Below are 14,687 nucleotides of genomic sequence, written 5' to 3' on the forward strand. Positions count from 1 at the left end.
GGCGGCCGACCAGCGTGAACGTGTCGTGAACGAGACGACGAACGGGAATGCACGGTACGGCGTGATCGTTGAGGATGTAAGTACCACCCACCACCGAAGGATCGAGAGCTCGTGAGCAAGGTCCCCACCATCACCCTCAACAACGGCGTCGCCATGCCCCAGCTCGGCTTCGGCGTCTGGCAGGTGCCGGACGACGAGGCGGAGCGCGCGGTCGGCACCGCCCTGGAGGCCGGGTACCGCAGCATCGACACCGCCGCCGTGTACGGCAACGAGGAGGGCACCGGCCGGGCCCTCGCCTCCTCGGGCATCGCGCGCGACGAGCTGTTCGTCACCACCAAGCTGTGGAACGCCGACCAGGGCTACGACTCGACGCTGCGCGCCTTCGACACCTCGCTGGCCAAGCTCGGCCTGGACCACGTCGACCTCTACCTGATCCACTGGCCGCTGCCCGCCCGGGGCACGTATGTCGACACGTACAAGGCCTTCGAGAAGATCTACGCCGACGGCCGCGCGAAGGCCATCGGCGTGTCGAACTTCCTGCCGGAGCACCTGGAGCGGCTGCTCGACGAGACGTCGGTCGTGCCCGTGCTCAACCAGATCGAGCTGCACCCGCAGCTGCAGCAGGCCGAGTCCCGCGCGGCCCACGCGCGCCGCGAGATCGCGACCGAGGCCTGGTCGCCGCTCGGCCAGGGCAAGGGCCTGCTCGAGGTGCCGACGATCGTCGCGATCGCGCGGAAGCACGACCGCACCCCGGCCCAGATCGTGCTGCGCTGGCACCTCCAGCTGGGCAACGTCGTGATCCCGAAGTCCGTGACCCCGTCCCGGATCAAGGAGAACCTCGACGTGTTCGGCTTCGAGCTCGACGACGAGGACCTGACGGCGATCGCCGCGCTCGACGAGGGCAAGCGCCTCGGCCCGGACCCGGCGACGTTCGACGTGGTCTGAGCCCCTCTCACGCATGCGGCGGAGCCGCCGTCCGGAACACCTCCGGGCGGCGGCTCCGCCGTTCCCGTACGTGGCTCAGGCGCCCTTGCGCCCCAGGTGCACGGTCTGCGCGGCAAGGAGGAACACATCGGGCCGGTGGTCCAGGCCCGCCACGTCGTCCGGGTCGAGGAGCCGGTCGAGGGTGGCGGCGTCGTCCGCGTCGAGCCCCTCGCGCAGGCCGCCGCTCAGCCGCCCGAAGAGGTCGGCGACGTGTGCGCGGACGGTGGGGGACGCGGGGGCGGGCAGATCGAGCAGATGCGTGCGCGTCTCCACGTGGGTGAGTCCGGCGGCGGTGAGCAGGGCGCCCCAGTCCTCGACCTCGTCCTTGACGTCGGGCAGCGCGGCGCGCATCTCGTTGAACCGGTCCTCCTGGGCCACGTCGAGTCGGGCCTGCAGCCCGGGCCTGCCGATGCCGATGTCCCGGGGCAGACAGCGCGCCGGAAGCCCGCCTTCCAGGAGGACGAGGGTGCCGCCGGGCGCGAGCCGGCGGGCGAACTCGGCGAGCGCGGCGCGCTGGTCGCCGAGGTGGTGCAGGGCGAGGCCGAGCCAGATCACGTCCGCCTCGCCGACGTCCGCGAGGCCGTCCGGCAGGTCGGCGAGGTGTGTCCGCACCCGGTCGGCGACCCCGGTGCGCTCGGCGCGCCGCGCGGTCAGGTCGAGCAGGGCCTGCGTGCCGTCGACGGCGACGACCTCGGCGTCCGGGAAGGACTCGGCGAGCGCGCAGGCGATGACGCCGGGGCCGCAGCCCGCGTCGAGGATCCGGCGCGGTTGGGGCTGTGCGGTGCGCAGCTGCTCGATGATCTGCGCGGTCATCGGCGCGTACGCCTCGGCCCGCCGCGTCAGGCTCGCGCTCAGCCGTTCCCAGTCGACGTCGCCGTGGCCGTGTTGGTGGTTGCCCATGTGGTCGCCCCTCATGTCGTACGGGTACGGGGGCAGAGTGCGCGCACGTGGCCGGGGCGGGCAAACCTCGTTGCGGTTCCAGCAATCTTTCCCGGGGCGGGTAGGGGAAGAGCTCAGCCCTTGACCCCGTGCGCCGTGGCCACCCCCTCCACCCGCCCCGCCAGCCCGAAGTCCTTCTCCGTGACCGCGCCCCCCACACTGTGCGTATTCACCGACAGCTCGACGGAGTTGTAGCCGAGCGTCAGATCCGAGTGATGGTCCAGCTCGTCCTGCACCTGCGCGATGTGCACCACGAGCGCCGCCGCCGCGAAGTGCGAGCCGAGGCGGTACGAGCGGGTCAGCTTGTCGTCCCGGAACTCCCAGCCGGGCAGCTCCGCGAGCCGGTCGTCGATCTCCTGCTGCGACAGCGGTGCCAGTGCCATGGCGGTGCTCCTCACGGGGGTACGAGTCGGGGTACTCGCCGTCAGCCTGCCACAGCCCGACCGCCCGGGATCGGTTACGGTCCTGTCATGACCAGCGCTCACCGAAGGCCAACTGCCGTACGGGACAAGGGAGTCGGGCCCCTGCTTCGCGGCTGGCGGGAGCAGCGCCGCATGAGCCAACTGGAGCTGGCGCTGCGCGCGGACTCCTCGGCCCGGCACATCAGCTTCGTGGAGACCGGCCGGTCCCGGCCCAGCGAGGAGTTCCTGCTGCGCCTCGCCGAGCATCTGGACGTCCCCGTACGGGAGCGGAACGCGCTGCTCCTGGCCGCCGGATACGCGCCGCGCTTCCCGGAGACCCCGCTGGACGACCCGTCCCTCGACGCCCTGCGCGCCAGTCTCGACCAACTGCTGCAGGCGTACGAGCCGTACCCGGCGCTCGTCGTGGACGCCACGTACGAGGTGGTCGCGGCGAACCGGGGCATGGCGATCCTCCTCGACGGGGTACCGGAGCGCCTGCTCACGCCGCCGCTCAACGCCATGCGCCTGACCCTGCACCCGGAGGGCCTCGCCCCGAGGATCCGCAACCTCGGCGAGTGGCGCGGGCATCTGCTGCACCAGATGGAGCGCCAGATCGCCCTGCGCCGCTCGGACGCGCTGCGCGAGCTGTACGAGGAGGTCGCGGCCTACCCGGTCGCGGATCCGGGCGAGCAGCCGGATCCGGAGGCGCCGCCGCTGCCGTACGTCGCGCTGCCGCTGCGCCTGGAGCACCAGGGCCGGCTGCTCTCGTTCGTGTCGTCGATCGCGACGTTCAACACGCCGATGGATGTGACGGTCGCCGAGCTGGCCGTGGAGGCGCTGCTCCCGGCCGACCCGGCGACGGTGAAGCACCTGCGGGAGCTCATGCCCTGACGACGGCCCCGGCCCGCACGCCCCGCTGGGCGACGTACTGCGCGACGGCGAACGCGGCGACGACGAGCGCCTGCACCGTGATGTACACGGCGCCCGCCGCGCTCGGCTCCAGCCACGCGGCGAGCGCGACGAGGCTGAGCGCGGCCCAGACGGCGTTGATGTCGACGACCGCGTTCACGGCGAGTACCGGCGGCCGCGACCTGGAGGCGAGCAGCCCGACGCCGCCCGCGTAGAGCACGAGCCCCAGGCCGAGGGCGAGCAGCAGCCCGGGGTCGACGCCGAGGAGCCGGCCGAGCGGCCCGGAGGCGGCGGTGTAGGCGAGGCCGTTGGCGCCGGTGCCCACGGCGTCGAGGGCGAGCAGACGGCGCAGGGTGAGCGAAGAAGTCGACATGATCGGTCCTCTCGGTGAGCGGTCATGGGTGGTCATGGCCGTCATGGGCGGTCGTGGGCGGTCATGGGTGGCGCCCGCGTCTGGTGCGCGAGTCCCGGACACCGGGGCGGAGTGCGCCGCCCCGGGGTCCGGTACGACGACTGTGCCGGGCGAGGGCGGGGGCGTCGATTACGTCCCAGGTAAGGGCCCCGAGCCCCGGGCCGCGCACGGGCCGCCCCGGACGGCCCCCGCAAAGATGTAGCGGCCCCTTATCGCGCTTACGTTCGCCGGAGGCGATGGCCCACGTCCGAGGGAGCTCTGCGGTGACCGACCAAGTGACGGAACCGGGCGCCGCGCTGCTGCGCGCCGGGAAGTTCTTCCGGCGCGGCAAGGCGGCGCCCGACCTGCACAGCATCGAGCTGTCGGGCGGGCGGCAGGCCGACGCGTTCTACCGGGACCGGTGGAGCCACGACAAGGTGGTGAACTCCACGCACGGCGTGAACTGCACGGGTTCCTGCCGTTGGAAGGTGTACGTCAAGGACGGCATCATCACGTGGGAGACCCAGCAGACGGACTATCCGTCGGTCGGCCCGGACCGCCCCGAGTACGAGCCGCGCGGCTGCCCGCGCGGCGCCGCGTTCTCCTGGTACACGTACTCGCCGACGCGCGTGCGCTACCCGTACATCCGTGGCGTGCTGCTCGATCTGTACCGCGAGGCGAAGCAGCGGTGGAAGGACCCGGTGCTCGCCTGGGCGGACATCCAGGACGACCCGGAGCGGCGGCGTACGTACCAAGTGGCGCGCGGCAAGGGCGGGTTGGTGCGGGCGACGTGGGACGAGGCGCTTGAGATCGTCGCGGCGGCACACGTCCACACGATCAAGAAATACGGCCCCGACCGGATCGCCGGGTTCTCGCCGATTCCGGCGATGTCGATGGTGTCGCACGCGGCGGGCGCCCGTTTCCACTCGCTGATCGGCGCGCCGATGCTGTCGTTCTACGACTGGTACGCGGACCTCCCCGTGGCCTCGCCGCAGGTGTTCGGCGACCAGACCGACGTACCGGAGTCCGGGGACTGGTGGGACGCCGCCTATCTGATGATGTGGGGCTCGAACGTCCCGGTGACACGGACGCCGGACGCGCACTGGATGGCCGAGGCGCGCTACCGCGGCCAGAAAGTCGTGGTCGTCGCGCCGGACTACGCGGACAACGCGAAGTTCGCCGACGAGTGGCTGCACCCGCACCCCGGCACGGACGGCGCCCTGGCGATCGCGATGGGACACGTGATCCTCAAGGAGTTCTTCGTCGACCGGAAGACGGAGTTCTTCGACGACTACGTCCGCAAGTTCACGGACCTGCCGTTCCTGGTGACGCTCAAGGAGAAGGACGGCTCCTACGTCCCGGACAAGTTCCTGCGCTCCTCGGACCTGGGCGACGACGGCGAGGGCGGCGAGTGGAAGACCGTCGTCCTGGACGCGAACACCGGTCAACCGGCAGTCCCCAACGGCTCGTTGGGCTTCCGCTGGACCGAGTCCGGCACGGGCAAGTGGAATCTGCAGCTGGGCTCGATCTCGCCGCAACTCTCCCTGCACGGGCAGGACTTCGCGACCGGCGTCGAGGTGCTGCTGCCGCGCTTCGACACGGACGGCGGCGCGCACGGCCAGGGGCGCGGCGAGGTGCTCGGCCGTGGCGTTCCGGCGACCCGGCTCGGCGGCCAGGAAGGACCGCTGGTCACGACGGTCTTCGACCTGCTGCTCGCCCAGTACGGGGTGGGCCGCGAGGGACTGCCCGGCGCGTGGCCCGAGTCGTACGAGGACGCCTCGCAGCCCGGCACGCCCGGCTGGCAGGAGGCGCACACCTCGGTGCCGGCGGCGAAGGCCGTGAAGATCGCCCGGGAGTTCGCGCGGACCGCGGAGCAGTCGCGCGGGCGCTGCATGATCCTGATGGGCGCGGGCACCAACCACTGGTTCCACTCCGAGACGATCTACCGCGGCTTCCTCGCGCTGCTCACCCTGACCGGCTGCCAGGGCCGCAACGGCGGCGGCTGGGCGCACTACGTCGGGCAGGAGAAGTGCCGTCCGGTCACGGGCTGGGCGACGCTCGCGGGCGCGGGCGACTGGTCGCGGCCGCCGCGCCAGATGATCGGCGCCGCGTACTGGTTCCTCAACACCGACCAGTGGCGCTACGACCGCTTCGCCGCCGACGTGCTCGCGTCCCCCCTCGGCGAGGGCCGCTTCGACGGCATGACGGGCGCGGACTGCCTGGCCCAGTCGGCCCGGCTCGGCTGGATGCCGTCGTACCCCACGTTCGACCGCAACTCCCTCGACCTCGGCGAGCAGGGCGTCGACGGCACGCTGGCCCAACTCAAGGACGGCTCGCTGAAGTTCGCCTGCGAGGACCCGGACGCGCCGGAGAACTGGCCGCGCGTACTGACCCTGTGGCGGGCCAATCTGCTCGGCTCGTCCGCGAAGGGCGCCGAGTACTTCACCAAGCATCTGCTTGGCACCCAGTCCTCGCTGCGCGCCGAGGAGGCCGCGCCCGAGGAGCGCCCGCGCGATGTGACGTGGCACGAGGAGGCCCCGGAGGGAAAGCTCGACCTGCTGCTCTCCCTGGACTTCCGGCAGACCTCGTCCACGCTCCTGAGCGATGTCGTCCTGCCCGCCGCCACCTGGTACGAGAAGCACGACCTGTCGTCCACGGACATGCACCCGTACGTGCACTCCTTCACCCCGGCCGTCGACCCGCCCTGGCAGGCGCGTACCGACTTCGACACGTTCCTCGGACTCGCCCGGAAACTCAGCGAGTTGGCGGCCCCGCACCTCGGTGTCCGCAAGGACCTGGTGGCCACCGCCCTTCAGCACGACACCCCGGGCGAGACGGCCCAACCGGGCGGTGTCGTACGGGACTGGAAACGCGGCGACTGCGAGCCGGTGCCGGGGAAGACCATGCCGAACCTGACCGTCGTGGAGCGGGACTACACGGCGATCGGCGACAAGTTCGCCGCGCTCGGGCCGCTGGTCGAGGAGCTGGGCCTGCCCGCGAAGGGCATCGCGCTCCGCCCCGACCAGGAGGTGGAGGACCTGGGCGAGCGCAACGGGCGGGTGCGCGGCGGGCCCGCCGACGGGCGGCCGCTCCTGGACACCGCGGTGAAGGCCTGCAACACCATCCTCGCCCTTTCCGGCACCACCAACGGCCGCCTCGCCACCCAGGGGTTCCACACCCTGGAGAAGCGCACGGGCCAGGAGATGGCCCACCTGGCGGCGGAGGCGGAGGGCAAGCGCATCACGTACGCGGACACGCAGGCCGCGCCCGTACCGGTGATCACGTCGCCGGAGTGGTCGGGCAGCGAGTCGGGCGGGCGCCGCTACACCGCGTTCACCCTCAACACCGAGCACCTGAAGCCCTGGCACACGCTGACCGGGCGGCAGCACTTCTTCCTGGACCACGACTGGATGCACGAGCTCGGCGAGTCGCTGCCCGTGTACCGGCCGCCGCTCGACATGAACCGCCTCTTCGGGGAACCGGAGTTGGGGCCCGACGGGCAGAAGCAGGTCACCGTCCGCTATCTCACCCCGCACAACAAATGGTCGATCCACTCCGAGTACCAGGACAACCTGTTCATGCTGTCGCTGTCCCGGGGCGGGCAGTGCATCTGGATGTCCCCGCAGGACGCCGCCGCGATCGGGGTGGCGGACAACGACTGGATCGAGGCGGTCAACCGCAACGGCGTGGTCGTGGCCCGCGCGATCGTCTCGCACCGCATGCCCGAGGGCACGGTCTACATGCACCACGCCCAGGAGCGCACGGTGAACGTCCCGAGGGCGGAGACCACCGGCAAACGCGGCGGCATCCACAACTCCCTGACCCGCGTCCTGATGAAGCCGAGCCACCTCATCGGCGGATACGCCCAACTCTCCTGGGCCTTCAACTACTTGGGCCCGACGGGCAACCAGCGCGACGAGGTCACCGTCATCCGCCGCCGCAACCAGGAGGTCCAGTACTGATGCGCCCGATGGCCCAGATCGCGATGGTCATGAACCTCGACAAGTGCATCGGCTGCCACACCTGCTCGGTCACCTGCAAGCAGGCGTGGACCAACCGCAACGGCATGGAGTACGTCTGGTTCAACAACGTCGAGACCCGCCCGGGCCAGGGCTATCCGCGCCGGTACGAGGACCAGGAGAAGTGGCGCGGCGGCTGGGAACTCAACAAGCGCGGCGCCCTGAAGCTGAAGAACGGCGGCCGCATCAAGTCGCTCCTCGGCATCTTCTCCAACCCGAAGCTGCCGGAGATCAAGGACTACTACGAGCCCTGGACGTACGACTACAAGAACCTCACCGACGCCCCGCTCGGCGACGACTACCCGGTGGCGGAGCCGCGCTCGCTGATCGACGGCAAGCCGATGAAGGTCGAGTGGTCCTCGAACTGGGACGACAACCTGGGCGGCGTCACCGAGCACGGCTACCTGGACCCGATGGTGGCGAAGGTGCGCCAACAGGCCGCGGAAAAGGTGAAGTTCGCGTTCGAACAGACCTTCATGTTCTATCTGCCGCGGATCTGCGAGCACTGCCTCAACCCGTCCTGCGTCTCGTCCTGCCCGTCCGGCGCGATGTACAAGCGGGCGGAGGACGGCATCGTCCTCGTCGACCAGGACGGCTGCCGGGGCTGGCGCAAGTGCGTGACGGGCTGCCCGTACAAGAAGGTGTACTTCAACCACGCCACCGGCAAGGCCGAGAAGTGCACGCTCTGCTACCCGCGCCTGGAGGTGGGCCTGCCCACCGTCTGCTCCGAGACCTGCGTGGGCCGGCTGCGCTACCTCGGGGTGATCCTGTACGACGCCGACAAGGTGACCGAGGCCGCCTCCACCAAGGACGAACAGGCCCTGTACCAGGCCCAGTTGGGGGTGTTCCTCGACCCGGAGGACGCCGAGGTGCGGCAGGCGGCCGAGCGGGCCGGGATCCCGTACGACTGGGTGGAGGCGGCGCGGCGCTCCCCCGTGCACGCGCTGATCAGCAGGTACAAGGTGGCGCTCCCGCTGCACCCGGAGTACCGCACCATGCCGATGGTCTGGTACATTCCGCCGCTCTCCCCGGTGGTGGACGCGCTCACCGAGACCGGGCACGACGGGGAGGACGCGGACAACCTGTTCGGCGCGATCGACACGCTGCGCATCCCCCTCGAATACCTCGCGGAGATCTTCACGGCGGGTGACGTGGAGCCGGTCCGCGCGTCCCTGAACAAGCTGGCGGCGATGCGCTCCCACATGCGGGCCGTCAACCTGGGCGAGCGGCCGGGCCGGGAGATCGCCGAGTCCGTCGGCATGGACGGTCCCGAGATCGAGGAGATGTACCGGCTCCTCGCCATCGCCAAGTACGAGGACCGCTACGTCATCCCCACCGCGGCCGTCGGCGACGCCCGGCGCCTGGAGGAGTCGGCGGTACCGGAAGCCTGCTCGCTCGACCACGCGGACGGCCCCGGCATGGGCGGCGACGGCCCCTTCGGCCAGGACTCCGGCCAGAAGCAACTCCCCCTCGTGACCATCGAGAACTTCCACGCCGCCCGCAAACGCCAGACCTCCGACGACGAGCCCGAAGACGTACGGGAGCAGCAGTGAGCCAGGTCCGCCCCGAGCACGCCCTGATCCACCAGGCGGCGGCGCTCTGCCTCGCCTACCCCGACGACGCGTTCCACGAGCGGCTGCCGCTCCTGCGCGCCGCGGCCCCGCCCGCCCTCGACCCGTTCCTCACCTACGCGGAGTCCACCGGGCGCCGCGAACTCGCCGCGCACTACGTCCAGGTCTTCGACTTCAAGAACCGGCACTCCCTGTACCTGAGTTGGTGGCGGGACGGGGACACGCGCCGGCGCGGTATGACGCTGGTCGGCTTCAAGGAGACGTACCGGGCGCACGGCCTGGACTTCACCGGCGAGGAGCTTCCCGACTTCCTCCCGGCGGTCCTGGAGTTCTCCGCGCAGGCGGGCCCGGTCCTCCTGGAGGAGCACCGGGCGGGCCTGGAGCTGCTGCGGCTCGCCCTGACCGACCACGGCACGCCGTACGCGACGGTCCTCGACGCCGTCTGCGGCACGCTGCCCGGCCCCTCCCCCAAGGACCGCGCGGAGGCACGGGCGCTCGCCCGCTCCGGCCCGCCACGCGAGGAGGTCGGCCTCGAACCGTTCACCCGTACCGGAGGGCTCTGATGAAGACGTTGCTGTGGGGCGCCCTGCCGTACATCGCGGTCGTCCTGCTGGTCGCGGGCACGATCTGGCGGTTCCGCTACGACAAGTTCGGCTGGACCACCCGCTCGTCCCAGGTGTACGAGTCGAAGCTCCTGAACGTGGCCTCGCCGGTGTTCCACTACGGCATCCTGTTCGTGCTCGTCGGCCATCTGATGGGCCTGTTCGTGCCGGAGCGGTGGACGGACAACGTCGGCCTCAACGAGCACACGTACCACCTGATGTCGCTGTACGGCGGCACGGCGGCGGGCGTGCTCGCGGTGCTCGGCATCGCGCTGCTGCTTTACCGGCGCCGCACCAACGCCCCGGTGTTCAAGGCGACGACCGCCAACGACAAGGTGATGTACCTGGTCCTGCTCGCGGCGATCGTCCTCGGCATGTGGGCCAAGCTCGCCCACTCGTCGGTGAGCGAGGGCTACGACTACCGCCAGACCATCGCGCCGTGGGTCCGCAGCCTGTTCACGCTGCAGCCGGACATCGACCGGATGGTCGGGGTCCCGGTCCTGTACCAGATCCACGCGGTGGTCGGCATGCTCCTGATCGCCCTGGTCCCGTTCACCCGCCTGATCCATATGTTCAGCGCACCGGTCCAGTACCTGTTCCGCCCGTACGTGGTGTACCGCTCGCGCGACGAGAAGCAGCTGGGGGCACGGCCGGAACGGCGCGGCTGGGAGAAGAGCAAGCTGTAGGAATCAGCGCTTCTCTTCGTCCACGACCTCGGCGTCCACCACATCCTCGCCCTCCGGCGACTGCTCCCGTGGCTGCTCCTGAGGCGCCGCGTACATCGCCTGCCCCATCCGCTGGGCCGCGGCGGACAGCTTGTCGGTGGCGGCGCGGAGCGTGTCGGGTGACGTGTCCGACGCGTCGAGCAGGGACTTCAGCTCGGTGAGGGCCGAGGTCACCTCCTCGCGGGTCTCGGGCGGTACGCGCTGCTCGTTCTCGTGCAGGAACCGCTCGGTCTGGTAAGCGAGTTGCTCAGCATCGTTGTGCGTCTCGGCGGCCTCGCGGCGGCGACGGTCCTCGTCCGCGTACTGCTCGGCGTCCCGCATCATGCGGTCGATGTCGTCCTTGGGGAGCGCCGATCCGCCGGTCACGGTCATCTTCTGCTCGCGCCCGGTGGCGAGGTCCTTAGCGGAGACGTGCATGATCCCGTCGGCGTCGATGTCGAACGTCACCTCGACCTGCGGCACCCCGCGCGGCGCGGGCGGCAGCCCGGTGAGGTCGAAGACGCCGAGCTTCTTGTTGTACGCGGCGATCTCCCGCTCGCCCTGGAAGACCTGGATGCCGACGGACGGCTGGTTGTCGGCGGCGGTCGTGAAGACCTCCGAACGGCGCGTGGGGATCGTGGTGTTGCGCTCGATCAGCTTCGTCATGATGCCGCCCTTGGTCTCGATGCCGAGGGACAGCGGCGTCACGTCGAGCAGCAGCACGTCCTTCACGTCGCCCCGGATCACACCCGCCTGCAGCGCCGCGCCGACCGCCACGACCTCGTCCGGGTTGACGCCCTTGTGCGGCTCCTTCCCGGTCAGCTCCTTGACGAGCTCCGTGACGGCGGGCATGCGCGTGGAGCCGCCGACGAGGATGACGTGGTCGACGTCGGCCAGTTTGATCCCGGCGTCCTTGACGGCCTGGTGGAAGGGCGCCTTGCAGCGCTCCAGCAACTCGGCGGTCAGCTCCTGGAACTGAGGACGCGTCAGCTTCTCCTCCAGATGCAGCGGACCGGCGTCGGAAGCGGTCACGTACGGCAGGTTCACCTGCGTCTCACCGGCCGATGACAGCTCGATCTTCGCCTTCTCGGCGGCCTCGCGGAGCCGCTGCACGGCCATCTTGTCCTGGCCGAGGTCGATGCCGTTGGCGTTCTTGAACTGCCGTACGAGATGGTCGACGATCCGCTGGTCCCAGTCGTCGCCGCCGAGGTGGGTGTCGCCGTTGGTGGCCTTGACCTCGATGACGCCGTCGCCGATCTCCAGGAGCGAGACGTCGAAGGTGCCGCCGCCGAGGTCGAAGACCAGCACCGTCTGCTCGTCACCCCGGTCGAGGCCGTACGCGAGGGCGGCGGACGTGGGCTCGTTGATGATCCGCAGGACGTTGAGTCCGGCGATCTCCCCGGCCTCCTTGGTGGCCTGGCGCTGGTGGTCGTCGAAGTAGGCAGGCACGGTGACGACGGCGTCGGTGACGTTCTCGCCCAGGTACGCCTCGGCGTCCCGCTTCAGCTTCTGCAGCACGCGCGCCGACAGCTCCTGCGGGGTGAACCGGTTGCCGTCGACCGCGCCCTGCTGCGGGAAGCGCCAGTCCGCCTCGCCCATGTGGCGTTTCATGGAGCGTGCCGTGCGCTCCACGTTGGTCACGGCCTGCCGCTTGGCGACCTCGCCGACCAGAACGTCACCGTTCTTCGCGAAGGCCACGACCGAGGGAGTGGTGCGCGCGCCCTCGGCATTGGCGACGACGGTGGGCTCACCGCCTTCGAGGACCGCGACCACGCTGTTCGTCGTACCGAGATCGATCCCGACCGCACGTGCCATGTCCGTCCCCTTCCGGGCCCCGCATCGCTCGCTTCTCTCCCTCCAGCACAAAACTTGAGTGCCGTTATGTCAATGCCCCGATCCGGCGACGTATGCGAGCGCCCCGGACACGCCGCTGCCGCCGCCCGGACACGTGCACCGGACGGCGGCAGGGATACGAGGGGTGCGGCGGCTCAGGGGGCGGGGGCGGCGAGGGTGGCCCGGAGCGCGATGTCCGTGCCGGTGAGCGCCTGGCTGACCGGGCAGTTCTTCTTGGCGTCCTCGGCGGCCTTGACGAACCCGGCCTCGTCGAGTCCGGGTACGGCGCCCTCGACGATCAGCAGGATGCCGGTGATGCCCTCACCCGGCTGGAACGTGACCTCGGCCTGCGTGACGAGCTTGGTGGGCGGCGTCCCGGCCTTCGCCAGCCCGCCGGAGAGTGCCATCGAGAAGCAGCTGGAGTGGGCGGCGGCGATCAGCTCCTCGGGGCTGGTCTTCCCGTTCGGCTCCTCGGCACGGGAGGGCCAGGACACCGGGTACTGCCCGATCCCGGACGAGTCGAGCGCGACCTTGCCGGAGCCCTCCAGCAGGTTGCCTTCCCAGACGGTGTGCGCGGTGCGCATCGTGGCCACGACGGTTCCTTCCTGTACGGACGGTGCGAGCGCTGCGTAAGCGCCTCTCCCATCCGACCACACGGGACGCCTCGGGACACTCCGCACGAACAGGACACGCCCCCGCCGGTCAACCCTTGGCGCGCCGCAGCCGGGCCGCGAGGTGGTGTTGGAGGGGCCGGCCGACCGCCGCCATGTCGTGCACGAACGTGAGGGTGTCGGGGGCGGTCAGGGTGTAGCGGCGGCGGGTGGCCTCGACGTGCTTGGCCGTGGGGGTGGTCGCCACCTGGTGCGTGGCGAGGTCGACCGCGCCTTCGGCGGCCTGGCCGACCGCGATCTCCGCGATGCCGGTGGGCTGCGTGATCAGCGCCTCGACGCGCCCGTCCGGCTGCAGCCGCCACCAGCCGCTCTCCCGGGCGGCCGGGCGCAGCGGCACATCGTCCTCGCCGAGCAGCCAGGCCCGTGCCTCGTACCGGAGGAACGGGCGGCCGTCGTGGCTGAACCGCACCTCCTGCGCGTACGCGAAGTCCCCGTCGAGCGTCGGGTACTCGCCCTCCCCGCGCCCCCGCCACTCCCCAAGGAGACCGAGCACGGGCGTGAGGAGGGGGTGCGGGGCGGGCGTTCCGTCGGCTTCGAGGCTTTCGGCGTACGGGTACTCCGGGGCGGGTTCGAACACGGGGCTGCACTCCTGGGGTTCGTCGGGCGGCGGCTGGTCGGGGGAAGCCTAGGCCGACCTGGACTCTGCCTGGACCTGTTCCGTACGGCGGCGGTGCCCCTCGTGGTCGGCGCTGCCCACGTACCCGGGCGCGCGCTCGAACTCGCCGAGCCACAGGTCCGTGGGGGCGTGCTGCCGTGCCGCTGCGACCAGGGTGTCCGTGAACTCGCCCTTGGCGGCGGAGATCTGGTAGCGCAGCCGCTGCAGATCCGGCCGCAGCGGCTCCTCGTCCCTGACCAGGAACCAGAGGTCCGGGGCGTCCCGGTCGATCTCGCCGCGCGGGCACAGTTCGAGGGACGTGACCGACGGCTCCCGCTCGTCGGCGGGGCTCCACTGCACGGCTACCGCCTCGAGGTCGGCCCAGGCGATGATGCCGCGTCCGCCGCGGCTGTTGTGCAGCGCGAGCCCCTCGCCGTCGACACGGATGAAGCTGCGCATCCGCTTGCGGGCGAGGCGGACGAGGTGGACGCCCGGCCAGCCGAGCATGGCGGAGAAGAACAGACCTGACAGCCACAGAGGGCCGGAGCGTTCTCCGATGACCCCGGTCGCGGCCGCCACGCACAAGACGGCGATGACCACGGCGATGGCGACCAGGCAGCTCCCGTAGATCACCGCCCCGCGCACGTGTTTCGAGCGGTTCCGGACGAGAGTGGCCGTCGGCGCGGAGCCGGGCTGTGGGGGTGACGTGGACATGGCGGGAAGCCTACGGGCGCCCTAACCGGGCAGTGCCACGGCGACCGTGCTGAGCACCATCGTGATCACGGGCACGATCCGGCAGCCTCGGGCCAGCCGACGGTGCCCCAGGCGCAGGGCGTTGAGCAGGACGAACATTCCGCCGTAGACGGCGAGCGCGTTGATCCCCGTGAGCCACAGGAAGCGGTGTTGCACGACCGAGGCGGACACGAGGAGCGCGGAGCCGAGGGCGCCGACGATCCAGAGGGCCAGCTCCCCTTGACTGAACGGAGTGCCGGTCCGCCGCTCCCCCGCAGCCGACGTCGTAGGCGAATCCTGCGGGCTGGTCTTCCGGGACAAGGGTGCTCCTGAGTT

14 protein-coding genes are annotated in these 14,687 nt (G+C 70.9%); 6 read left to right on the plus strand and 8 right to left on the minus strand.

The genetic code is table 11. The features are described 5' to 3' along the window. Nucleotides 1-111: 111 nt before the first annotated feature. Entirely contained in the window at nucleotides 112-945 is an 834-nt protein-coding gene (locus RCO28_RS28295; protein ID WP_308944112.1) for an aldo/keto reductase, read from the plus strand. 75 nt (nucleotides 946-1,020) lie between these two features. Here RCO28_RS28295 and RCO28_RS28300 read toward each other — a convergent pair whose 3' ends face one another. Together RCO28_RS28300 and RCO28_RS28305 are read right to left on the minus strand one after the other, a co-directional pair. Beyond that, a complete protein-coding gene (locus RCO28_RS28300; protein WP_308944113.1) occupies nucleotides 1,021-1,899 on the minus strand; it encodes a class I SAM-dependent methyltransferase in 879 nt (292 codons plus the stop codon). A 98-nt stretch (nucleotides 1,900-1,997) separates the two neighbouring features. Further along, a complete protein-coding gene (locus RCO28_RS28305) occupies nucleotides 1,998-2,306 on the minus strand; it encodes a 4a-hydroxytetrahydrobiopterin dehydratase (protein WP_308944114.1) in 309 nt (102 codons plus the stop codon). Between the two features lie 87 nt (nucleotides 2,307-2,393). Here RCO28_RS28305 and RCO28_RS28310 point away from each other — a divergent pair, with 87 nt between their 5' ends. Further along, nucleotides 2,394-3,215, plus strand: a complete 822-nt coding sequence (locus RCO28_RS28310) for a helix-turn-helix transcriptional regulator (RefSeq protein ID WP_308944115.1) — start codon at nucleotides 2,394-2,396, stop codon at nucleotides 3,213-3,215. Here the strand turns inward: RCO28_RS28310 and RCO28_RS28315 are convergent. Next, nucleotides 3,205-3,606: a hypothetical protein gene (locus RCO28_RS28315; RefSeq protein ID WP_308944116.1), complete on the minus strand. Its 402-nt coding sequence runs from the start codon at nucleotides 3,604-3,606 to the stop codon at nucleotides 3,205-3,207. The genes RCO28_RS28310 and RCO28_RS28315 overlap by 11 nt on opposite strands. Before the next feature lie 275 nt (nucleotides 3,607-3,881). On the opposite strand from RCO28_RS28315, the gene RCO28_RS28320 reads away from it, so the two are divergent. The 4 genes from RCO28_RS28320 to narI are packed head-to-tail and all read left to right on the plus strand — an operon-like array spanning nucleotide 3,882 to nucleotide 10,502. Further along, entirely contained in the window at nucleotides 3,882-7,586 is a 3,705-nt protein-coding gene (locus RCO28_RS28320) for a nitrate reductase subunit alpha (protein ID WP_308944117.1), read from the plus strand. Next, nucleotides 7,586-9,196: a nitrate reductase subunit beta gene (narH, locus tag RCO28_RS28325; RefSeq protein ID WP_308944118.1), complete on the plus strand. Its 1,611-nt coding sequence runs from the start codon at nucleotides 7,586-7,588 to the stop codon at nucleotides 9,194-9,196. The genes RCO28_RS28320 and narH overlap by 1 nt, the downstream gene beginning before the upstream one ends. Then, complete coding sequence (gene narJ, locus RCO28_RS28330; RefSeq protein ID WP_308944119.1) at nucleotides 9,193-9,777, plus strand: nitrate reductase molybdenum cofactor assembly chaperone; 585 nt, start codon at nucleotides 9,193-9,195, stop codon at nucleotides 9,775-9,777. Before narH ends, narJ begins: the two co-directional genes overlap by 4 nt. Beyond that, nucleotides 9,777-10,502: a respiratory nitrate reductase subunit gamma gene (gene narI / locus RCO28_RS28335; protein ID WP_308944120.1), complete on the plus strand. Its 726-nt coding sequence runs from the start codon at nucleotides 9,777-9,779 to the stop codon at nucleotides 10,500-10,502. Before narJ ends, narI begins: the two co-directional genes overlap by 1 nt. A gap of 3 nt (nucleotides 10,503-10,505) precedes the next feature. Here narI and dnaK read toward each other — a convergent pair whose 3' ends face one another. The 5 genes from dnaK to RCO28_RS28360 all read right to left on the minus strand — a co-directional run bounded on the left by dnaK (nucleotide 10,506) and on the right by RCO28_RS28360 (nucleotide 14,672). Next, on the minus strand, nucleotides 10,506-12,335 hold the full coding sequence (gene dnaK / locus RCO28_RS28340; RefSeq protein ID WP_308944121.1) for a molecular chaperone DnaK: 1,830 nt from the start codon (nucleotides 12,333-12,335) through the stop codon (nucleotides 10,506-10,508). Between the two features lie 173 nt (nucleotides 12,336-12,508). Then, a complete protein-coding gene (locus RCO28_RS28345; protein ID WP_308944122.1) occupies nucleotides 12,509-12,946 on the minus strand; it encodes an OsmC family protein in 438 nt (145 codons plus the stop codon). Between the two features lie 109 nt (nucleotides 12,947-13,055). Continuing rightward, complete coding sequence (locus RCO28_RS28350) at nucleotides 13,056-13,601, minus strand: FABP family protein (RefSeq protein ID WP_308944123.1); 546 nt, start codon at nucleotides 13,599-13,601, stop codon at nucleotides 13,056-13,058. Between the two features lie 48 nt (nucleotides 13,602-13,649). Continuing rightward, entirely contained in the window at nucleotides 13,650-14,333 is a 684-nt protein-coding gene (locus RCO28_RS28355; protein WP_308944124.1) for a hypothetical protein, read from the minus strand. Between the two features lie 21 nt (nucleotides 14,334-14,354). Next, complete coding sequence (locus RCO28_RS28360) at nucleotides 14,355-14,672, minus strand: hypothetical protein (protein ID WP_308944125.1); 318 nt, start codon at nucleotides 14,670-14,672, stop codon at nucleotides 14,355-14,357. Nucleotides 14,673-14,687: the final 15 nt, after the last annotated feature.

Origin of the sequence: Streptomyces sp. LHD-70, from assembly GCF_031157275.1 — a bacterium.
Lineage (GTDB): Bacteria > Actinomycetota > Actinomycetes > Streptomycetales > Streptomycetaceae > Streptomyces.